Raw genomic sequence first — 20,016 nt, forward strand, 5'->3', positions numbered from 1 at the left:
GGGTGATCGCCGGGGAAGCGGGGGGCATCGTGCTCGGGCCCGTCCCGCGCGGCGTCCGCCCCACCTCGGACAGGGTGCGCGAGAGCCTCTTCGGCGTGCTGGGGCAGTTCTTTTCGGGGGAGAACGTGCTCGACCTCTACGCCGGGACGGGTGCCCTCGGCATCGAAGCCCTGAGCCGCGGTTGCGGCCGGGCCACCTTCGTCGAGCGCGACCGTCGGGCGGTCTTTGCCATCCGGGAGAACCTCCGGCGCACCCGGCTCGAAAGTCGAGCCGAGATCATGCGGGAGGACGTCGGTCGGGCCGTCGAGCGGCTCGCGCGCGAAGGTCGCACCTACGATTTGATCTTCGTCGATCCGCCATATAGAATCGCAACTTCAGAAGTAGAAAACCTGTTGAACCGTCTGCACACCCTGCTCGCACCCGGCGGGAGAGTCGTCGTCGAGCGGGGCGGTGCGCCCCAGGGGGAGGGCAGGCTCAAGAGAGGAGACACGCGCCGCTACGGCGGCACGGTGGTGACCATCTTGGACGAGCGGGAGATGATGATGAACCTGGCGATCTGCCCCGGCAGCTTCGATCCGGTCACGGCCGGTCACCTGGACGTGATCCGGCGGGCCGCGGGCATCTTCGATCACGTGGTCATAGCCGTGGGGGCGAATTTGCGCAAGCAGCCGCGGCTTCCGGCATCCGAGCGGGCCCGGCTGGTGCAGAAGGTCACCTCGCACCTCGAGAACGTCTCGGTGGAGGTCATGGACGGTCTTCTGGTCGAGTTTGCCCGGGAGCGCGGCGCCAGGGTCATCGTCAAGGGCCTCAGGGCCGTCTCGGACTTCGAGTCCGAGTTCGAGCAGGCCCAGCTCAACCGCACGCTTTACCCGGAGCTGGAGACGGTCTTCATCATGTCGGCGGCGGAGCACAGCTTCCTCTCCTCGAGCGCGGTGCGCGAGATAGCCGCTTTCGGAGGGGATCTGCGCGGGCTCGTTCCGGATGAGATACTGGATGTCGTCCGGGAGGTCTACTCGAGGGATCGGACGGCGTCAAGCGGAGAAGAGGCAGGTTCGTAGCGATGGACGTACTGGTGCTCATAGACAGGCTCGAGGAGTTGATCGAGGAGGCCCGCAGTTTCCCGGGCTTCGGCAACACCGCGATGGTCGACCGGGAGGCGGCCTTCGAGATCATAGACCAGATGCGCCAGAGCATCCCCGAGGAGCTCAAGCAGGCCCGCTGGATCGTCAAGGAGCGTCAGGCGATGCTCGACGAGGCCCGCAACGAGAGCGACCGCATCATCGCCCAGGCTCGTGAGGAGGCCGAGAAGATCGTCTCCGAGCAGGAGGTCCTGAAGATAGCCGAGCGGCGCAGCCAGGAGATAATGGAGGATGCCCGTCGGCGCGAGCGGGAGATACGCCTCGGGGCCGAGGACTACGCGGATGAGGTGCTCGCCAACCTCGAAGACAACCTCACCAAGCTGCTCGAGGCCATCCAGAGGGGCCGCTCCAGATTGCAGGGCGTTCAGGAGGAGTAGAATAGGGTGTATGGATGCTCTGATACCCTTGAAGCGCCCGGACGCGAGGCCGGGGGACTACCGGGAGGAGACAGCGGAGTATGATGTCGAATCCTTCGATCTCTACGGCCGGCACCACGAGGTCTCGGGCGCGCGGGCGAAGATCGGCATAACGCGCGTGTCCGAAGGAATCCACATCGACCTGCAGGTCAGGGCCACGGTACGCACGACCTGCGACAGGACGCTCGAGCCGGTGGAGATCGAAGTGTGTTTCGGGGAGTCGGAGGTTCTCTCAGGTCCGAACTATCCGGAGCTCTCCATCGAGGACTGGACGCTCGATCTTCCGCGCTACACCCGCTCTGCGATCCCGACCGAGATCCCGATGCAGGTCTTCGCTCCGGGCACCGAGCCCGTGCGTCCCGGCCTGGAAGAGGAGCGCGTGGACCCGCGCTGGCGTGGGCTGGACGACCTGTTCGCGTCCGGGTTCTGAAGAGTTCCCGTTGCAGGCATCGTAGACAAGAGGAGGTTTTACGTATGGCCGTACCCAAGAGAAAGACGTCCCGCGCCCGCCGGGACCGGCGCCGCTCTCACCACGCGCTGAAGGTCCCGGGGATCGTGGAGTGCCCTAACTGCGGGGAGATGCACCTTCCCCACAGGGTGTGTCCCAACTGCGGATATTACAAGGGCAGGACCGCGGTAGCGGTGGAGCCGACGAGGTAGGGAGGGCGTCCGCTACGCGTGCGCATCGCCGTGGACGCCCTCGGGGGCGACAACGCGCCGGATGAGATAGTCGCCGGGGCCATCTCGGCGGCATCCCGGATGCCGGACGACGAGATCCTCCTGGTCGCCGACGCGAAGACGGCCGGGAGGTTCTCTGCTTCCGGGCTGCCCGGAAACGTCTCGTTCGAGGAGGCCGGGGGGGCGGTGAGGATGGACGAGGAGCCGGCGGCGGCGGTCCGGAGCCGTCCGGATTCGAGCGTGGCGGTTTGCGCGAGGCTGGTGCGTTCGGGCCGGGCGCAGGCCATGTTCTCCGCCGGGAGCACGGGGGCGACGGTCGCCGCCGCTCTCATCGAGATAGGCCGCCTCCCGGGTTGCCGGCGCCCGGCGATAGCCGCCTTTCTGCCTTTCTCTTCTCCGGTCCTGCTGCTCGACGTGGGGGCCACGATACAATGCCGGCCCGAGGACCTGCTGAACTTCGCCATCCTCGGGAGCGGGCTCGCCCGCCGCTACTTCGGTTCCGAAGAGAGGGTGAGCGTGGGGCTTGTGAACGTCGGAGAAGAGGCGGGGAAGGGTAGTGACCTCACGAAGGAGACTTACGAGCTGTTGAAAACTTCCAGATTGGTTCGTTTCATCGGCAACGTCGAGGGCCGGGACATCGGGCGCGGCGTGGCGGACGTGATCGTGACCGACGGGTTCACCGGCAACGTGATGCTGAAGACGGCCGAGGGGGTGGCGAGCGAGCTGATGACGATGCTGCGCTCGGCACTTTCCGCGGGGGTTGTGAGCCGGCTCGCCGCGGCCGTCCTCAGGCGGCGGCTTCTGGGGCTCCGTGACCGGGTGGACCCGGAGACCTACGGAGGGTCTTTCCTTCTGGGGGTGCGCGGCCTCGTCGTCATCGGGCACGGCAACTCGCGTCGACGAGGTGTAAAGAACGCGCTGCTGGGGATCACGCGCACCGGTGAGGGACTCGTGGAGGAGCTCGGCTCAGCTCTCCGCCGGGCTCGAGAGGAAGCGTCGTGAACCCCCTCGCGGCCGGAAGGATAGCGGGCGTCGGGCGGGCGCTCGGCAGCCGTGTGGTGACCAACCGGGACCTCGAGCGGGTGCTGGATACCTCGGACGAGTGGATCTCGTCGCGGACCGGCATCAGGGAGCGGCGTTTCGTCGGCGAAGGGGAGGATTGCGTCTCGCTCGCCGTCGACGCCTCCCGCCGGGCGCTGTCCCACGCCGGGGTGGAGGGCGGTGATGTGGACCTCGTCTTGTGCGCCACCTCGACCGCCCCGGAGGCGGTGCCCTCGGTCGCTTCTCAGGTGGGTGAGGCGATCGGAGCCTGCGGCGTGGGTGCTATGGACCTCGGGGCGGCCTGCGCCGGGTTCGCCTACGGCGCCGCCGTCGCCGCCTCGATGCTGCGGAGCGGGCTGGCCACGACCGTCCTGCTGGTGGGTGTGGACGAGCTGACCTCGATAGTGGACCTCGAGGATCGCGCGACGAGCATCCTGTTCGGCGACGGGGCCGGAGCCGTGGTCCTGGAACGGGGGGACGGGAGCTCTGGCTTCGTCGACCACGTTCTCGGCGCCGACGGGCGTTTCGCCCCGCTCCTGCGCGCCGGGCACCCCGGGAGCCCGCAGAAGCTGCGCCAGAACGGACGCGAAGTCTTCCGCTTCGCCACCAAGATAATCCCGGATCTCGTCGAGAAACTGCTCGTGAGGAACGGCATCTCGCTCGATCAGGTGCAGTACCTCATCCCGCATCAGGCAAATGCACGCATAATACAGGCAGCGGTGCGCAAGCTGGGCATGCCGGAGGAGCGGGTGGTGATAAACGTGGATCGTTATGGGAACACCTCTGCGGCTTCGATCCCTATCTCCTATCCTGACATCTACGACGAGATGGAGCCGGGGCGCTACATCATCACGGTGGGGTTCGGCGGGGGGCTCACCTGGGCGGCGAACCTGTACCGGATATGAAGGGAGGGTTTTGACGAGAAGAGCCGTCGTTTTCCCCGGCCAGGGAACTCCCGGGGGGGAGATCTCCGGTCGGGTGGAGGAGGTCGTCCGGGAGGTGGTCGGGGAGAGGGATGTCCCCTACCAGCTCTCGGTCTTCGCCAGGTCCGTCGAGGTCTTTTATGCCCTGCGTAAGCGAGGCGTGGAGTTCGAGGTGGCGGCCGGGCATTCTCTGGGAGAATATGCCGCGGCGCACGCGGCCGGCAGCCTCGCGCTCGAGGAGGCGGCGCGTCTGGTCGCGGAGAGGGACAGGCTCATGGGGGAGGCCTCGCGTCGCAACCCCGGGGGGATGGTCGCCGTGATCGGGGTCGATCCCGAGGAGGTCGTGCGGGTCGTCGAGGGGATCGACGGGGTCGTCGCGGCGAACTTCAACAGCCCGCGTCAGACCGTCGTCTCCGGGCGCGAGGAAGCGCTCGAGGAGGCGGTCTCTCGTTTGGGGGGAAGGAAGATCCCGCTCAAAGTCTCGGGGGCCTTCCATTCTCCTCTCATGGCCCCTGCGGCGGAGGAGATGGACCGGCTGCTCGGGGAGGCAAAGTTCGGTGAGCCGTCCATCCCGATGATAAGCGCCGTCGACGGGAGCCTCCTGAAGAGCGCCGAACAGATCCGCTCGGCGCTCAGAAGACAGATGCTCTCGCCGGTCAGGTGGGTCTCGGTCGTCGAGAGGATGGTCGGGATGGGGATCGAAGAAGTGGTAGAGGCAGGAGAGGGGGGAACGCTCTTGAGGATGCTCAGGGACTTCGGGGAGAAGCCGGTGGGGCGCGGAGCCGGGGAGCTTCTCGCATGAGGCTTCCGATGGGCCCGGCCGAGATACAGCGGATCATACCCCACCGCTATCCGTTTCTGCTGGTCGACAGGATCGAGGAGCTCGAGCCCGGTGTGAGGGCGGTGGGGGTGAAGAACGTCACCCAGAACGAGCCGTTCTTCCAGGGGCATTTCCCCGGATATCCGGTGATGCCCGGGGTGCTCATCGTCGAGGCCATGGCGCAGGTCGGGGCGGTAGGGGTGATGTCCTCGGGGGATCACCAGGGCAGGCTCGCGCTCTTCGCCGGGATCGACGGCGTGCGTTTCCGGCGGCAGGTCGTGCCGGGGGACGTGCTGCGCATGGAGGTCGAGATAGAGCGGGCGCGTGGGAGGATCGGACGCGGGTCGGCGAGGGCCGAGGTCGGCGGGGAGCTGGCCTGCGAGGGGCGGCTCATGTTCGCGTTCGCGGAGAAGGAGCAGGGGAGATGATACGAAGAGGGAGGGTCGCGCTCGTCACGGGCGGCGGTCGCGGCATCGGGAGGGCGCTCGCGCTCCATCTCGCCGCCGAGGGTGCTGACGTGGCGATCTCCTACAGGTCGAACGAGGAGGCCGCCCGGAAGACCGCCGAGGAGGTCCGGGGAGCGGGGGTGCGCTGCGAGGTCTTCCGGGGGAACGTGGCCGACGGCGAGGACGTGAGGGCGATCTTCGATGCCTTAGGCGAGGCTTTCGGGCGGCTCGACATCCTCGTCAACAACGCCGGAACCACGAGGGACAACATCCTCCTGAGGATGAAGGAGGAGGAGTTCGACGAGGTTGTCGCCACCAACCTGAGGGGGACCTACCTCTGCACCCAGGCCGCGCTCAGGCCCATGATCCGGGCGCGGTGGGGCAGGATCGTCAACATAAGCTCCGTCGTCGGTCTCATGGGCAACGCGGGGCAGGCCAACTACGCAGCATCCAAGGCCGGCATCATCGGCTTCACCAAGAGCGTGGCGCGGGAGGTCGCCTCCCGCGGCATCACCGCCAACGTCGTCGCCCCCGGCTACGTCGAGACCGAGCTCACCGCCGATCTGCCGGACAAGATAAAAGAGCAGATCCGGGATCAGGTACCCGCCGGTCGATTCGCCTCGGCCGACGAGGTCGCCGATGCGGTGGTCTTCCTCGCTGGAGAGGGAGCCGGTTACATAACCGGGCAGACGATCGCCGTCGACGGCGGTATGGTTATGTACTAGGCTGATTTACGCTACACTACCCGCTACCGGATAGAGGAAAGCAGGCTCGAAACCAAGGAGAGATCTGATGGACCGTGAGGAGATACTCGAGAAGATCCGCGAGATAACCGCCGAGCGTCTCGGCGTGGACGAGAGCGAGATCACGCCCGAAGCGTCCTTCAGGGAGGACCTCGAGGCGGACTCGCTGGATCTGGTCGAGCTCATCATGGAGCTCGAGGAACAGTTCGGCATGGAGATCCCCGACGAGGAGGCCGAGAAGATCACCACCGTCGAGGAGGCCGTAGACTACGTCGCGGAGCACCAGACGGCGTGACGGACTCCGGCAGGGGACACGCCTACATAACCGGGGTGGGGGCGGTTACCCCGCTGGGCGTCGGCGTCGAGAACTTCTGGGACGCCGCCCTGCACGGGAAGAGCGGGATCGGCGAGATAACCCTCTTCGATCCCTCCCCCTACCCCTCCCGCATAGCGGGTGAGTGCCGCGACTTCGACCCCTCCGACTTCATCGGGAAGAAGGAAGTCCGGCGCATGGACCGCTACACCCAGATGGGCGTGAGCGCCGGGTTGCAGGCGGTGGAGGACGCCGGGGTCTCCGGAGCCGTCCAGAACGAGCCCGAGCGCGTCGCGATAATCATGGGCACCGGTATAGGCGGGCTATCGACCTGGGAGCGCGAGTACCGGGTGCTGCAGGAGCGCGGTCCCGGACGGGTCAGCCCCTTCCTCATAACCATGATGGCACCGAACATGTGCGCCGGATACCTGGCCATCCTGCTCGGCGCCAGAGGCCCGACCCAGTGCCCGGTCCTCGCCTGCGCGACCGGGGCCGAGGCGGTCGCCGAAGGGCTCGAGATGATCCGACGCGGCGACGCCGACGTGGTCATCGCCGGCTCCTCCGAGGCACCGATCACCCCTCTCTCGATGGCCGGGTTCTGCGCCATACGGGCCGTGAGCCGCCGCAACGACGACCCGCGCGGCGCCAGCCGCCCGTTCGATGCCGGGCGCGACGGCTTCGTGATGAGCGAGGGAGCCGGCGCCCTCGTCCTCGAGAGCCCCGAGCACGCCGAGCGGCGCGGCGCCGAGCCCATAGCCGCGGTCTCCGGTTACGGGCGTACCACCGACGCCTACCACGTCACCGCCCCGGACACCGAGGGGCGCGGCGTCGAGCGTGCGATGCGCCTCGCGCTCGAGGACGCCGGGGTCGAACCCGGGGAGGTCGGCCACGTGAACGCCCACGCCACCGCCACCCCGACCGGCGACGGTCCGGAGACGAAGGCCATCGCCCGCCTTTTGCCCCACGCCGCCGTCTCCGGCACCAAATCCATGACCGGTCACTCCTTCGGCGCCATCGGCGCGACCGAGGCGATAATGTGCGCCCTGGCCCTGCGCGACGGCGTCCTTCCCCCGACCATCAACCTCGAAGAGGTGGCCCCCGACTGCGAGCCGCTCGATTACGTGCGCGACGAAGCCAGAGCGGTCCCCGGTCTTAAGGCCGCGATCTCCAACTCGATGGGCTTCGGTGGCCACAACGTCGTCGTGGTCTTCGAGAGCATAGGGTAGCCAGGGTACAAAACCCGTAATCGTTTGAACCCGCCCCGAATGGGGCGGGTCTTTCTTTGAGTCACCAACCTTGTTGACAATATTGTTCGATATGTAATATCCTGAGGTCTCAGGAGAGGAATGTGATTTCTGGGTTCGTCCCTGCAAGGAGGTTTGAGGGGAGATATGGGAGAGGTGAAGAGGAGTCTCGCGGACGTACTGCGGGAGGCGGGGGGGCCGGTGGAGCTTCTGTACAACTCGCAGACCGGGCCGCGGGTCTTTCCGGTGGTGCCGCCGGAGTATACGAACTGGCGCGACGAGCAGCGGGCGTGGAGGGAGAGCTGCGTTCTCTTCGACCAGTCGCACCACATGACAGACTTCTACGTCGAGGGGCGCGATGCGTTCGGGCTGCTCGAGTCGCTCGGGATAAACAGCTTCAGGAACTTCGCTTCTGATAAGGCCAAGCAGTACGTGGCGTGCAACTCGGACGGGTACGTCATAGGCGATGTGATCCTCTACCGGCTGGGCGAGGAGAGGTTCCTGCTCGTCGGACGTCCCAGCGTGCACAACTGGGTCCGTTACCACGCCGAGAAGCGTGGGGCCGAGGTGGAGATGGAGATCGACGAGCGGACCGACCTCAACCCCGCCGGCCGCCGCAGGCTCTATCGCTACCAGATCCAGGGCCCCAACGCCCTCGGGCTGGTGGAGAAGCTCAACGGCGGTCCCGTGCCCCGGATCCCATTCTTCAACGTCGGGGAGATAAACGTCGCCGGGAGGAAGGTGAAGGCTCTGAGGCACGGGATGGCCGGGCAGCCCGGTTTCGAGATCTTCGGCCCGTGGGAAGAAGGCGAAGAGATAAGAGGAGCCATCGTGGAGGCCGGGGAGGAGTTCGGTCTGAGGCAGGCCGGCTCCCTCGCCTACCAGTCCGCGACCACCGAGTCTGGCTGGATCCCCTGTCCCGTCCCCGCCATCTACACCGGTGAGGAGCTCGAAGACTACAGGGAGTGGCTCCCGGCGAACACCTACGAGGCTACGGCCTCTCTCGGGGGAAGCTACTACTCCGAGGACATAGAAGACTACTACTTCACCCCCTACGACCTCGGGTACGGGCACATGGTCGGCTTCGACCACGACTTCGTGGGCAGGGAGGCTCTAGAGAGGATCTCCGGGAGGCCGCCGAGGAAGAAGGTGACGCTCGTGTGGGACGGGGATGACGTCACGGAGAAGATCTTCTCGAGCCTCTTCGAGAGGGACGGTCTTCCCGCAAAACACCTGGAGCTACCGTCCTCCTGGTACTCGGCGCTCCAGTACGACCGGGTCGTAAAAGGCGGCCGGACGGTCGGGATCTCCACCTACGTCGGCTACAGCCACAACGAGAGGTCGATGCTCTCTCTGGCGAGCGTGGACGTGGATCTGGCCGAACCCGGCACACAGCTCACCCTTCTTTGGGGCGAGAAGCCGAACTCCAGAAAGCCTCAGGTCGAGCCGCACGAGCAGGTCGAGATAAAGGCCACCGTCGCCCCCGCTCCACTCGTCGAGTACGCCCGCACCTCCTACAGAGAGGCGAGCTGAGGAGGTGGCGATCATGAACAGGTTCGAGGAAGAGATCTACCGCTGCATGGACCCGGTCGCCAGGCTTCTCGAGGTCACCGAGAACCCGCACCACCGGGCGATCCTCGAGAACTACCGGCGGCACGTACACCTCGAGGGCTCCGGGCAGTTCGAGAAGATAGTCGCCCCCGACATGATGGTCGATGAACCCGTCTACCGCATAAACTGGGGCAGGCCGACCGTCATCCGGGGCAAGCAGGGCGTGATCGACTTCTACCGCAGCGCGGAGCGCTACGTCATGTGGAACTCGGAGGACAGGATAGCGGTGGCCGACTGGGGGCTCTGCGACGAGCTCACCTTCCACTTCCTCACCACCGGCGACATCCTCGAAGAGTTCGGAATCGAGGTGGAGAACAGGGAGGCTCACTACCACTTCACCAGCCGTCAGGCGTTCGTGTGGCCCTACGACGAGCAAGCCCGGCTGATCGGAGAACATCTGTACGTCGACGAGACCAGCATCTCGGTCGAGGAGGTCGACCCCTCCGAGGTCGTGAGCCCGGATCGCTCCCGGGAGATACACCTGGAGCTTCTCGCGCGGCTCGAGTCCGTGCCGGGTTAGGTGAGCTGGCTCATCCTCCGCCGGCTCCCTCTGCCGCGAGCTTCCGCAACCTCTCCTTGGTCGCTTCGGTGATGCGCGGCGTGACGCCGAGCTCCCGCAGGAGCTCCTCGGCCGCGGCCATCTCGTCCGCCCGACGCCGGGCGTGCCTGTAGCTCCCCTCGACGAGCCTCCGGACGAGCGCCTCGTCCGCTCCCGTGAGCTCGGAGACGATGTTGCCCCACAGCCACTCCTCACAGCCCGCCGCCCGTCCGGCCTCGAGCGCCTCCATGATCGCGCCGGTCATCCCCTTGACGAAGACGCTCCTGAGCAGTTTGCGCCCGGCGGCGTCCCCGGGCTCGTCGGAGACCTTCTCCACGGGCATCCCTGAAGAGCTCAGCATCTCCGCCAGCCGGCCGGCCCCCGGACCGGAGACGAAGGCCGGCGTGGAGAGTCCCCTCCCGGGCACGGTGCCCATGAGGGTGAGGTCGACGAACTCTGCGCCGGTCTTCTCGAGCATCCGGGCGAGCTCGCGCTTCTGCTGCGGGCTCGCGCTGCTGCAGTCGGCGTAGAGCGTCCCCTCCTCGAGCACGGGCACCGCCGAGCGGGCGGCCTCCGGGGCGTCGGCGGGGGGGACGAGCGCGAGCACCGCTTCGGCGCCGCGCACCGCATCCTCCGGGGAGCCCACGACCTCCACCCCCTCGGGCGGCTCGACGGGCCTTATGTCGTAGCCGAGCACCCGCCGGCCGCGGGCGGCGAGGTCGCGGGAGATCTCACCGCCCGCCTCCCCGAGCCCGAGGACCGCGAGGTGCCCTTCCCCGCTCATCTGTGTCCTCCGGCCGGCAGCGGCGTGGCGTAGGTGAAGAAGCTCTCGGGCATGATCGTGCGCCAGGCCTGCCCTTTCTCCCGCTCGGCCTGGTTCCAGGTTATGGTCTCGGGGTCGGGGTCCAGCAGGAGCTTTATGTCCGAGATCATCTCGACGCGGTTGCCCCCGGGCTCGTAGACGTAGAGGAAGAAGGTCTGCTGCACGGCGTGCTTGGCCGGCCCGGCCTCGATGAAGATCTCCTCCTCCAGGAAGATGTCCGCCGCCCGCAGCACGTACTCGCGGCTGTCGAGGGCGTAGGCGACGTGATGCAGCCTGCCTCCCATTCCGCTCACGTCCCTTCCCCCGTAGGCGATGTCGTAGGATTTCTGCGTGACGTTCATCCAAGCCGCCCCCTGCCGCCCGTTGTCGAGCCTGACCTCCTCGGTGAGCCGGAAGCCGAGCCTCTCGTGCATGAAGGCGCTGTTGGCGTCGATGTCGACGGCTTGCAGGTTGACGTGGTCTATCCTGCGCACGCCGACGCCTCTGGCGGTGAACTTCTGCGGCTGGTTCTTGAGCGCCGGGCGCAGCTTCTCCGGCGGCCGGTACTTCTCGGTCTCGAAGTAGACCTCCATCGGGTGCCCGTCGGGGTCGGAGAAGCGGTAGGCGGGGCCGTGCCCGAAGTCACCCTCGACCCAGCCCTCGCCGAGCCCGCTCTCCTCGAGCGCCCTCACCCGCCTCTCCAGGGCCTGCTGGCTCGTGGCTCTCCAGGCGATGTGTCCGGGGCCCGCCCGGTCCGCGGCGGTGAGCTTGAGGGTGGAGAGCTCGTAGTCGCCGAAGGCCCTGAGATACGCGGACTCCTCCCGCCTTTCCACCTCCTCCATGCCCAGGACGTCGGTAAAGAACCACAGGCTCTCCTCGAAGGCGGGGGTGAGTAGCTCGACGTGCCCGAGATGGGCGATGTCTCTGACGGACTCCGCGCTCATGCTGTCCCTCCTTCCACGACCTCCCTGAGGCCGTGCAGGTCGTAGGAGAGCTCGCCGGCCTCGAGCTTCCTGCGGAGGTTTTTCTCCCGCTCCTCCCGCGCCCGGGACGCCTCGAGAACCTCCCCGGCCCGCCCGGCCTCGACGACGACCACCCCGTCGGCGTCGAGCACGACGATGTCCCCGGGTGAGATCCTGGCGCCGCCGACCTCGACGGGCGCGTCGAGCCTGCCGACCTCCGTCTTGGTCGCCCCGCGCACCCGCACCCAGCGCGCCCACACCGGCAGCCCGAGCTCTCTCAGCTCCTCGAGGTCGCGTACCGAGGCGTCTGCGAGTACGCCCGCCGCGCCGCGGACCTTCGCCTGCACCGCGAGGAGCTCCCCGACGAGCGCGACCGGGGCGGGCTCGGGCATGGTTATGACCAGGACCTCCCCAGGCTGCACCCGCTCCATCACCGCGTGCACCATCAGGTTGTCGTTCTGCCCGCAGAGGACCGTCCGGGCCGGGCCGGCGACCTTCGAGCCGGGAACGACCTGCACGAAGGAGGCGTCCACGAGCCCTTGCCTGCCGGAGGCCTCGTAGACGGTCGCGACCCCGAGCCGGGCGAGCTCCCCGCAGACCCCGCTCACAGCGACCTCACCACCTGCGGCAAGACCCGCTGGAAGGCCTCGGCGTAGCGGATGTCCTTCTCCCCCGAGACCCTCCTCGCGTGGTTGGCCCGCTGCTCGGCCCGCTGCAGGTAGTACTGCTGCAGGTACTTCTGCGCCCGCATGGCCTCCATCGCCTCCTTCTTGCGTTCGAAGACCTCCGTTATGTCCAGGAAGGTGTCCGGCACGAAGCCGCAGAGCTCCGGCTGGTGCGGCTCGAAGAGGTAGAGCGCGGGCGGCCGTATGCCGGGGAAGGCGCTCGGCACCCCGGCCCCGGCGGCGAGGAGCCGCGCCTGCCGGACCGCCTGATAGGCCGTCGGGTGGTCGGGGTTGAAGGGGTCTTCGGGGGTGTGGGTGACGATCGCATCCGGGGCGAGCTCCCGGATGATCTCGACGAGCCTCATCAGCGCCTCGTCGTCCACCCGCAGGGGGTAGTCCCCGAGATCCAGGCACCGGAACTCGGCCCCGAGCGCCCCGGCGGCCTCCTCGGCCTCGGCGTGGCGCACCTTCTTCACGTTCTCGACGGTCTGCCCCTCCTCCTTCCAGAGCTCGCCGGATTCCCCGCGCTCCCCATAGGAGAGCGCGAGCACCACCGAGCGCCCGCCCGCGGCGGCGTTGACGGCCGCGGCCCCGCCCGCCCGCCACACGAAGTCCGCCGAGTGGGCGCCGACGACGAGGAGCGTCCTGCCTCCCTGCGTCATACGAGGACCCCTTTCGCGAGCCTCCGGGTGTTCTCGACCGCCATGATCCTGACCTCCTCCTCGCTGAAGCCCGCCTCGAGCAGCCGGTCGGCCATGAGCGCGATCCCATCCTCCACCGGCGGGTTCGCCGGCTGTCCGAGGTCGGTGGAGAGGAAGGAATTCTCCGCGCCGACCGCCCGGATGTTCTCGAACATCACCTCCCACGAGACCTTGCCGCCGTACGCCGGGGCGAAGCAGCGCTCCATGAGAGCCCCCTGCTCGACGAGGCGGATCTGATCCTCTGCCGAGAGGTTCTGCGAGGGGAACTCGGGGTGGGTCACCACGATGCTCCGCACCCCCTCCTCCCTCGCGGCCTCCACCATGGCGAAGATCTCATCCCGCGAGAGATGCCCTGTGGCGAGCACCATGCCGTGCTCGGCGACGACCCGCAGCACTTCCCGGGTCTCCGGGAGCACCGCTCCGGTCTCGTCCACCACGGGTACGGGATCGACCCTGAGCCCCTTCTCCTTCAGCTCGCGCTGCAGTTTCGCCCACAGCGGGAGCTTCTGCCCCCCCGAACCCTCCTCGATGCGCCGGACCTCGTTCACCGCGTCGACCGTGGGCATCCATACGAAGCGCGCCCCCTCCCGAGCCGCTATCTCGACCGCCAGGGCGTTCATCCCGCCCACCGCGGCGTTGAGCGCGATGGCGCCGATGACGTTTACTCCGCCCACCGCCGAACGAACGACGCTCGCCCGCTCGGCCGTCGGCACGTAGTGGGACTTGAGCGTGAACCCACCGAGCCCCATCTCCCCGAAACGCCGCGCCAGCTCCAGATCGTCCACGCGTCGTCCGATCACGTCCGGGTTTACGTGGACGTGGTTGTCGTACGCTCCCCGTACGAGCTCTCGCGCCCGACCGGAAGGCTCTGCCCCTCCGTTTCGTCCTCTACCCAACGCGTCGCCTCACCATGCCCGGCCTCCCTCGAAACGATAACCCACGATCCATCGCACCCAGCGCTCCCATGTCGCATACATAATTGTCAACAATTATCCTAAGCGGGGTGTATCCCCGTGTCAAGGCAGCTCAGGTATCGGTGGAATCGAGGTGGGGAGGCTGGCGAGTTTCGGGGTGGGAGAGGATCCATCCGGCCACCTCCCGACCTGGTGCGCACCAGAGTGCACCGTCATCGGAGAGTTCTTTGATCTTTGAGAGGATGCGTGCCAGCACGCCGAAGCGGTCTTCTTCGGCCGTTAGGAACGGGTGGAAGATGAGCGCGAGATACCCCCCGTTGCGGGTGAGGTGCTGCAGGGCTTCTTCGAGGGTTCTGAGGAGCGCCGGAGGGGGGAGGGGGGAATCCGTACCGGTGCGGGACCGGCGCAGGCCGGCGAAACGCGGGAGGTAGTGGTAGGCGTCGATCAGGTACCACTCGAAGGGGAGCGACACGATACCGCCGAGTGTGCCCGCCCCCTTCCCTGCCGGGGAGCAGTAGGTGAAGCCGAGGCGTTCGAGCAGCGACGGGGTCGCGGGGTTGAGCCTCCCTCCTGGCGGGCGGAAGCCGTGCATGTTGATCCCCAGCTCACCCATCTCGTGCACGCCTTGTTCCAGCAGCCGGGACTCCTCATCGGGGGACAGGCCCGCCCAGTACTCGTGGCGCCAGCCGTGGTAGCCGAGCTCGTGCCCGCGCCCGGCGATCCCGCGCAGCTCCTCCGGGTAGAGCGTGGCGTTCAGACCCTCGACGAAGAACGTGGCCTGGAGGTTTAGCTCGTCGAGCAGGTCCAGGATGCGGGGGAGTGCGCGCCGCACCGAGAAGTGGTTCCCGAGCGGTTTGTCTTCAGGCCACAGCCCACGCTCCAGATCCGCGGCCTCCCCCAGGTTGTCGAAGGTCACGCTGACGGCGGCCCGCCGCGCTTCCGGTCCCCACGAGGGGTTCGTGCCTTTCCGACCTTCCGTGGCTCCTCCTTCCGGAGGTTTTATACCTTGCGGGGTGCGGGACCATCAACCCGCGTGCTCCCCGCCTGGGGGTACTCTATGCTCTGCTGGAGTTGCTCGTGCGCCGGAGGTGATGCGATGAGGTTGATCACGTACCACGATGGGGAGAACAGGGCGGGGGCTGTCGTGAGAGAGGGCGTCGTCGATCTCGGTGATAGGTTTCGGACCACGCTCGAGATCGTCGAGGGAGGCGAGGAGGCTCTGCGGGAGGCCCGCGCGCTCGTCGAGAGCTCCGATCCGGTCGCCGGTCTCTCCGAGGTCGAGCTTCTGGCCCCCATCCCGGACCCGGTCAGGAACGTCTTCTGCGTCGGGTGGAACTACCTGAGACACTTCGAGGAGGGGCGCGGGAGGCGCGAGGGACAGGGGGAGGAGCTCCCCGAGTACCCCACCTTCTTCGACAAGCCCACGACCGCCGTGATCGGCCCCCACGACGAGATCCCCTTCGACCCGAACTTCTCCGAGAAGATCGACTACGAGGCCGAGCTCGCCGTCGTCATCGGCCGCCGTGGGAGGAGTATCCCCGCAGATGAGGCCCTGGAGTACGTCTTCGGCTACACCGTGGCCAACGACATCACCGCCAGAGACGTCCAGCGGCGACACGGCGGCCAGTGGCTCAAGGGCAAGGGCATGGACGGAAGCTGCCCGATGGGACCCTGGATCGTGACCGCCGACGAGATCCCGGACGTGCAGAACCTGCGGATCCGGTGCCACGTAAACGGTGTGGAAAAACAGAGCTCGAGCACCGGGTACATGATCTTCCCCGTCGCGAGGCTCATACAGGAGCTCTCCCTGGCCATGACCCTCCTGCCCGGAGACATCCTCCTCACCGGTACCCCCGAAGGCGTCGGATACGCCCGAACCCCGCCCGAATTCCTCCGGCCCGGGGACGAAATTACCGTCTCCGTCGAAGGGGTCGGTGAGATCATCAACAGGATGGCCGAGATGTCCCTGACCCGCTGAAAAGGACCCCCGAGGTGGATAATCCTGCGATTGAGTACGATAATGTAGACAAACAAAAGGCTCCGGGGGGATGAGGGGAGCGGAGAGTCGCTGGAAGGAGGAGTAAGAGATGGCTGACGTGGCTGGCCGGGTACGCAACGAGAGGCTGGCGCGGATACTCCCGGATGCTATCGAGGCGGTGCACGGGGTGATCGAAAAACATCGCGTCACCGAAGAGGAATGGCTCGCGGTGTTGGGTTTTCTCACCGAGGTTGGCAAGCACGACGAGTTCGTGCTGCTCTCCGACGTGACGAAGACCTCGGTGTTGGTGGACTCCATAACCCACGAGGACGGCACGGCCACCCCGAGCGACGTGGAGGGCCCGCTCTACCGCGAGAACCCGCCGTGGCGGGAGAAGCCGGTCAAGATCTACGAGGAGTACGAGGGGATAGAGGAGGGGGATGTGCTCTTCGTGCGCGGCCGGGTCACCTCCACGGACGGCACACCCATAAGCGGCGCGGTCTTCGACGTCTGGCAGACGGGCCCCACCGGTGGCTACGATGTCTGGGACGAGAGGCAGCCGGATTACAATTTCCGGGGGCGGTTTGGGGTCGAGGAGGACGGGAGCTACGAGTTTCAGACGATGGTCCCGAAGCCCTACACCGTGCCGACCGACGGGCCGGTGGGGCGGCTGCTCGAGGCCATAGGGCAGCATCCCTGGCGTCCGGCGCACATACACTTCAAGGTCGAGGCCGAAGGGTACGAGAGGCTCACCACCCAGATCTTCTTCCCGGATGACCCATATCTGGAGAATGACACCATAGGCGCGGTCAAGCCCGAGCTGGTGATGCACCTGGAGAGGTGCGAGGACGAGGAGGAGATCTCGCGCCGCAGCCTCGACGCCCCCTTCTACACCTGCGACTTCGACATAAAGCTCAAGCCCGCGGCGCGGGGCTGAGGAGGAAAGATGGCCCAAAGAACCCTCATCCGTGGCGGCCACATCATCTCGATGGACCCGGAGATCGGGGACATCCCCGGCGGGGATCTCCTCATCGAGGGCGAGGAGATCGCGGCGGTCGCACCCTCGGTCGAGGCTTCGGGCTGCGAGGTCGTGGACGCCTCCAGCGCCATCGTCATACCGGGCTTTGTCGATTCTCACCGGCACACCTGGGAGACTTCCGCCCGCGGCATCGCCCCGGACGTCACCCTCGACGGATACTTCGACCTCGTCCTCGACAGGATCGCACCCGCCTACCGCCCGGAGGACGTCTACGCCGGGAACCTCCTCGGCACGCTCGAGGCCATAGACGCCGGGGTGACCACGTTGCTCGACTGGTCGCACATCAACAACACCCCCGACCACGCCGACGAGGCGATCCGGGCGCTGGCTGAGACCGGCATCCGGGCGGTCTACTGCTACGGCAACCCCAACACCTCGCTCGCAGACTGGTGGTTCGAGAGTACCCTGAAGGCCCCAGAGGACATCCGGCGGGTGAGAGAGCGCTACTTCTCCTCCGATAAGGGCCTGATGACCCTCGCCATGGGGACCCGCGGCCCCGGCTTCTGCACCCCCGAGGTGGTCCGGCACGACTGGGAGCTCGCCCGGGAGATCGACGTACCGATCAGCGTGCACGTCGGGATGGGGCCCGTGGCCGGGCGCTTCCGGATGGTCGAACAACTCCACGACCTGGGCCTGCTCGGACCGGACACGACCTACATCCACTGCAACCACCTCACCGACCGCGAGTTCCGGCTCATCGCGGAGACCGGTGGTACGGTCTCGATCGCCCCGATGGTCGAGATGACGATGGGCCACGGTATCCCGCCGACCGGGGAGGTGCTCGCGCACGGCTTGAGGCCCAGCCTGAGCTGCGACGTCGTGACCAGCGTCCCCGGCGACCCCTTCACCCAGATGCGCTTCCTCTTCGCCGCCGAACGGATGAGGGTCCACCAGCGCATCTTCGACGAGGAGCTGGAGGAGGTGCCGCCGCTGCTCTCCTCGCGCGACGTGCTCGAGTTCGCCACCATCGAGGGCGCCCGCGTGTGCGGCCTCACCGACAGGACCGGTTCGCTCACCCCCGGCAAGAAAGCCGATGTCGTTATGCTGAGCATCGAACGCGTGAACGCCGCGCCCGTCACCGACCCGGTGGGAACGGTGGTGTGCAGCATGGATACCTCCAACGTGGACTCCGTCTGGGTGAACGGGCGCGCCTTAAAGCGCGGCGGTAGCCTTCTCGGTTTCGACCTGGAACGTGCCCGCCGGCTCGCCGAGGATTCTCGCGACTACCTCGTCTCGCACGTCGAGCGCCTCCCGCACTGGGCCACCCCGAGAACGACCGGACTCTGATGCGGGCCCTCCTGATAGAGTGCTTCGGCGATCCTGCCACCCTTCGGCCGAAGGAGGTCCCGAAGCCCGATCCCAAAGGGGATGAGCTCCTCGTCGAGGTTCGCGCCGCCGCCATAAACCGCAGCGACGTCCTGAACGTCCGCGGCTCGTTTTCTACGACCACCCTGCCCCGTATCCCGGGCCGGGATTTCGCCGGGGTCGTCGTGGAGGGGCCGGAGGAGCTCCTCGGCACCGAGGTCTGGGGTACGGGCGGCGGGGAACTGGGCTTCACCCGCGACGGCACCCACGCCGGGTACGTGGCGCTCCCGCGGGGGGCCGTGGTCGAAAAACCGGCCGCCCTCTCGTTTGAGGAGGCCGCCTCCTGCGGTCTGGCCTACCTCGCCGCCGGGATGGGAGTCCTCGATCTCGGCGGCCTCTCTCCTGGTGAACGGGTGCTCATAACCGGTGCGGCGGGCGGCGTCGGGAGTTCGGCGGTCATGATCTCACGCTGGAAGGGGGCCTCCCTCGTCGTCGGGGCGGTCAAAGACGGCTCGGAAGTAGGGAGGGCGAAGGAGGCGGGCGCCCACGTCGTGGTAGACACCTCCCGCGAAGACGTGCCCGACGTCGTTGCGGACGTTACGGATGGGGAGGGGGTGAACCTCACCCTCGACGCCGTCGGCGGCCCCCTGTTCGAGCCTTGCCTGATGAGCCTTGCTCGGGGAGGGCGCATGGTCGTCCTCGCCTCGACGGGAGAGCCTCGTGTCTCCTTCGATCTCTTCGACTTCTACCGCAGGGAGCTGCGCCTCCTCGGCCTGATGACCTCCCGGCTGGACGCGGCCGGAAGCGGCTCGGTCCTTCGCAGTCTCCTCCCCGGCTTCAAGGAGAGCGCCCTGCGACCTCCGCCCGTCGCCGAACGTTACCCCCTCGAAGAGGCCGGAGAGGCCTATGCCCGGGTGGAGAGGGGAGCACCTGGAAGGGTAGTCCTCGTAATGCACTGAAATACTCCGGAAGAACTGCAAAAATGTAGCCAATCGTGGTAACCTGATGCGGGCCGGTGTTCCGAATTTGCCAGCGGGAAGGTTGTGCGAGAATATGTCAGAGGGAGTTTCTTGTCCGACATAGCATATGAAAGGCTCTACGAAGACATAACCAGCGGGAGGCTGCAGCCGAACGAACGCCTCATCGAGCTTGACCTCGCTCGGGAGCTCGGGGTGAGCCGGGCCGCGATCCGCAACGCGCTCATCCGCCTCGAGCAGGAGGGGCTCGTGACCCGGGAGCCGAACCGGGGGGCCCGGGTGCGGCTCGTTTCCGAGGAGGAGGCGGTGGAGATCCTCGAAGCCAGGATGGCGCTCGAGTGCATGGCCGTGCGGCACGCGGCCCTCAAACGTACGCCGGAGGATGTCGAGGAGCTGCGCGCGCTACTCTCCGAGATGGAACGGCGTCTCGAGGAGGGAGACCTCCTGGCCGCCTCCGACGTGAACGGGCGCTTCCACCGACGCCTGATCGAGGCGGCAGACCACGCAACCATCGCCCGGCTGCTCAGGATGCTCAACTCCCAGCTCATAAGGTTCCAGTACCGTACCATCCTGGCCCCCGGACGCCCACCGCGCTCGTTCGCCGAGCACCAGGCCATACTGGAAGCGGTCGCGGCGAAAGACCCCGACCGGGCCGAGCAGGCCATGCGCAACCACCTCTCCGGCGTCACCGAGGCCCTCAGACAGGCAGCCCGCGTCTCCTCCTGACGATTTTGTTGACAATTTTGTAGAGCGCAGTTTAT

Annotated in this window: 24 protein-coding genes; 18 read left to right on the plus strand and 6 right to left on the minus strand. The window is 67.1% G+C overall.

Annotated features, from left to right (window positions below):
* Nucleotides 1–2 precede the first annotated feature (2 nt).
* The 13 genes from coaD to AC6EKW_RS14145 all read left to right on the plus strand — a co-directional run bounded on the left by coaD (nucleotide 3) and on the right by AC6EKW_RS14145 (nucleotide 9,894).
* Nucleotides 3–1,058, plus strand: coding sequence for a pantetheine-phosphate adenylyltransferase (gene coaD, locus AC6EKW_RS14085; RefSeq protein WP_498514722.1), 1,056 nt, complete (start codon nucleotides 3–5; stop codon nucleotides 1,056–1,058).
* 2 nt (nucleotides 1,059–1,060) lie between these two features.
* Nucleotides 1,061–1,516: an ATP synthase subunit B family protein gene (locus AC6EKW_RS14090; protein WP_498514723.1), complete on the plus strand. Its 456-nt coding sequence runs from the start codon at nucleotides 1,061–1,063 to the stop codon at nucleotides 1,514–1,516.
* Nucleotides 1,517–1,526: 10 nt separating this feature from the next.
* Nucleotides 1,527–1,985 carry a YceD family protein gene (locus AC6EKW_RS14095; protein ID WP_498514724.1) on the plus strand — a complete coding sequence of 153 codons (459 nt, stop codon included), beginning with the start codon at nucleotides 1,527–1,529 and terminating at the stop codon, nucleotides 1,983–1,985.
* 44 nt (nucleotides 1,986–2,029) lie between these two features.
* Nucleotides 2,030–2,215, plus strand: coding sequence for a 50S ribosomal protein L32 (rpmF, locus tag AC6EKW_RS14100; RefSeq protein ID WP_273889142.1), 186 nt, complete (start codon nucleotides 2,030–2,032; stop codon nucleotides 2,213–2,215).
* 18 nt (nucleotides 2,216–2,233) lie between these two features.
* Nucleotides 2,234–3,235, plus strand: a complete 1,002-nt coding sequence (plsX, locus tag AC6EKW_RS14105; RefSeq protein ID WP_498514725.1) for a phosphate acyltransferase PlsX — start codon at nucleotides 2,234–2,236, stop codon at nucleotides 3,233–3,235.
* Nucleotides 3,232–4,179, plus strand: coding sequence for a beta-ketoacyl-ACP synthase III (locus tag AC6EKW_RS14110; protein ID WP_498514726.1), 948 nt, complete (start codon nucleotides 3,232–3,234; stop codon nucleotides 4,177–4,179). The genes plsX and AC6EKW_RS14110 overlap by 4 nt, the downstream gene beginning before the upstream one ends.
* Nucleotides 4,180–4,189: 10 nt before the next feature.
* The gene (locus tag AC6EKW_RS14115) at nucleotides 4,190–4,999 is read left to right on the plus strand and encodes an ACP S-malonyltransferase (protein ID WP_498514727.1); all 810 of its coding nucleotides are present in this window, start codon (nucleotides 4,190–4,192) and stop codon (nucleotides 4,997–4,999) included.
* Entirely contained in the window at nucleotides 4,996–5,445 is a 450-nt protein-coding gene (gene fabZ, locus AC6EKW_RS14120) for a 3-hydroxyacyl-ACP dehydratase FabZ (protein ID WP_273889146.1), read from the plus strand. The genes AC6EKW_RS14115 and fabZ overlap by 4 nt, the downstream gene beginning before the upstream one ends.
* Complete coding sequence (fabG, locus tag AC6EKW_RS14125) at nucleotides 5,442–6,188, plus strand: 3-oxoacyl-[acyl-carrier-protein] reductase (protein ID WP_498514728.1); 747 nt, start codon at nucleotides 5,442–5,444, stop codon at nucleotides 6,186–6,188. The genes fabZ and fabG overlap by 4 nt, the downstream gene beginning before the upstream one ends.
* Nucleotides 6,189–6,255: 67 nt before the next feature.
* Nucleotides 6,256–6,501: an acyl carrier protein gene (gene acpP / locus AC6EKW_RS14130; protein ID WP_273846704.1), complete on the plus strand. Its 246-nt coding sequence runs from the start codon at nucleotides 6,256–6,258 to the stop codon at nucleotides 6,499–6,501.
* Entirely contained in the window at nucleotides 6,498–7,745 is a 1,248-nt protein-coding gene (gene fabF, locus AC6EKW_RS14135; RefSeq protein ID WP_498514729.1) for a beta-ketoacyl-ACP synthase II, read from the plus strand. The genes acpP and fabF overlap by 4 nt, the downstream gene beginning before the upstream one ends.
* Before the next feature lie 165 nt (nucleotides 7,746–7,910).
* Nucleotides 7,911–9,296 carry a vanillate/3-O-methylgallate O-demethylase gene (gene ligM, locus AC6EKW_RS14140; protein ID WP_498514730.1) on the plus strand — a complete coding sequence of 462 codons (1,386 nt, stop codon included), beginning with the start codon at nucleotides 7,911–7,913 and terminating at the stop codon, nucleotides 9,294–9,296.
* Nucleotides 9,297–9,309: 13 nt separating this feature from the next.
* A complete protein-coding gene (locus AC6EKW_RS14145; RefSeq protein ID WP_273889150.1) occupies nucleotides 9,310–9,894 on the plus strand; it encodes a hypothetical protein in 585 nt (194 codons plus the stop codon).
* Nucleotides 9,895–9,904: 10 nt separating this feature from the next.
* On the opposite strand, the gene AC6EKW_RS14150 is transcribed toward AC6EKW_RS14145, so the two are convergent.
* The 6 genes from AC6EKW_RS14150 to AC6EKW_RS14175 form a co-directional block, all read right to left on the minus strand.
* Nucleotides 9,905–10,696 carry a DUF1932 domain-containing protein gene (locus AC6EKW_RS14150; RefSeq protein WP_498514731.1) on the minus strand — a complete coding sequence of 264 codons (792 nt, stop codon included), beginning with the start codon at nucleotides 10,694–10,696 and terminating at the stop codon, nucleotides 9,905–9,907.
* Nucleotides 10,693–11,658, minus strand: a complete 966-nt coding sequence (locus AC6EKW_RS14155) for a catechol 2,3-dioxygenase (RefSeq protein WP_498514732.1) — start codon at nucleotides 11,656–11,658, stop codon at nucleotides 10,693–10,695. Before AC6EKW_RS14155 ends, AC6EKW_RS14150 begins: the two co-directional genes overlap by 4 nt.
* The gene (locus AC6EKW_RS14160) at nucleotides 11,655–12,284 is read right to left on the minus strand and encodes a 4-carboxy-4-hydroxy-2-oxoadipate aldolase/oxaloacetate decarboxylase (RefSeq protein ID WP_498514733.1); all 630 of its coding nucleotides are present in this window, start codon (nucleotides 12,282–12,284) and stop codon (nucleotides 11,655–11,657) included. Before AC6EKW_RS14160 ends, AC6EKW_RS14155 begins: the two co-directional genes overlap by 4 nt.
* The gene (locus AC6EKW_RS14165; RefSeq protein WP_498514734.1) at nucleotides 12,281–13,003 is read right to left on the minus strand and encodes a PIG-L deacetylase family protein; all 723 of its coding nucleotides are present in this window, start codon (nucleotides 13,001–13,003) and stop codon (nucleotides 12,281–12,283) included. The genes AC6EKW_RS14160 and AC6EKW_RS14165 overlap by 4 nt, the downstream gene beginning before the upstream one ends.
* Nucleotides 13,000–13,938 (minus strand): DUF6282 family protein, encoded by a 939-nt coding sequence (locus AC6EKW_RS14170; protein WP_498514735.1) that lies wholly within the window; start codon nucleotides 13,936–13,938, stop codon nucleotides 13,000–13,002. Before AC6EKW_RS14170 ends, AC6EKW_RS14165 begins: the two co-directional genes overlap by 4 nt.
* A 130-nt stretch (nucleotides 13,939–14,068) precedes the next feature.
* Nucleotides 14,069–14,872 (minus strand): polysaccharide deacetylase family protein, encoded by an 804-nt coding sequence (locus tag AC6EKW_RS14175; protein WP_498514736.1) that lies wholly within the window; start codon nucleotides 14,870–14,872, stop codon nucleotides 14,069–14,071.
* A 180-nt stretch (nucleotides 14,873–15,052) separates the two neighbouring features.
* Here AC6EKW_RS14175 and AC6EKW_RS14180 point away from each other — a divergent pair, with 180 nt between their 5' ends.
* The 5 genes from AC6EKW_RS14180 (at nucleotide 15,053) to AC6EKW_RS14200 (ending at nucleotide 19,981) form a co-directional block, all read left to right on the plus strand.
* Entirely contained in the window at nucleotides 15,053–15,934 is an 882-nt protein-coding gene (locus AC6EKW_RS14180) for a fumarylacetoacetate hydrolase family protein (RefSeq protein ID WP_498514737.1), read from the plus strand.
* Nucleotides 15,935–16,043: 109 nt separating this feature from the next.
* Nucleotides 16,044–16,871, plus strand: a complete 828-nt coding sequence (locus AC6EKW_RS14185; protein ID WP_498514738.1) for a dioxygenase family protein — start codon at nucleotides 16,044–16,046, stop codon at nucleotides 16,869–16,871.
* Nucleotides 16,872–16,880: 9 nt separating this feature from the next.
* Nucleotides 16,881–18,260 (plus strand): amidohydrolase family protein, encoded by a 1,380-nt coding sequence (locus AC6EKW_RS14190; protein ID WP_498514739.1) that lies wholly within the window; start codon nucleotides 16,881–16,883, stop codon nucleotides 18,258–18,260.
* Nucleotides 18,260–19,237, plus strand: coding sequence for a quinone oxidoreductase family protein (locus AC6EKW_RS14195; RefSeq protein WP_498514740.1), 978 nt, complete (start codon nucleotides 18,260–18,262; stop codon nucleotides 19,235–19,237). The genes AC6EKW_RS14190 and AC6EKW_RS14195 overlap by 1 nt, the downstream gene beginning before the upstream one ends.
* A 111-nt stretch (nucleotides 19,238–19,348) precedes the next feature.
* Nucleotides 19,349–19,981, plus strand: coding sequence for a GntR family transcriptional regulator (locus AC6EKW_RS14200; protein ID WP_498514741.1), 633 nt, complete (start codon nucleotides 19,349–19,351; stop codon nucleotides 19,979–19,981).
* Nucleotides 19,982–20,016: the final 35 nt, after the last annotated feature.

This window comes from Rubrobacter sp. M3-4 (assembly GCF_059772285.1).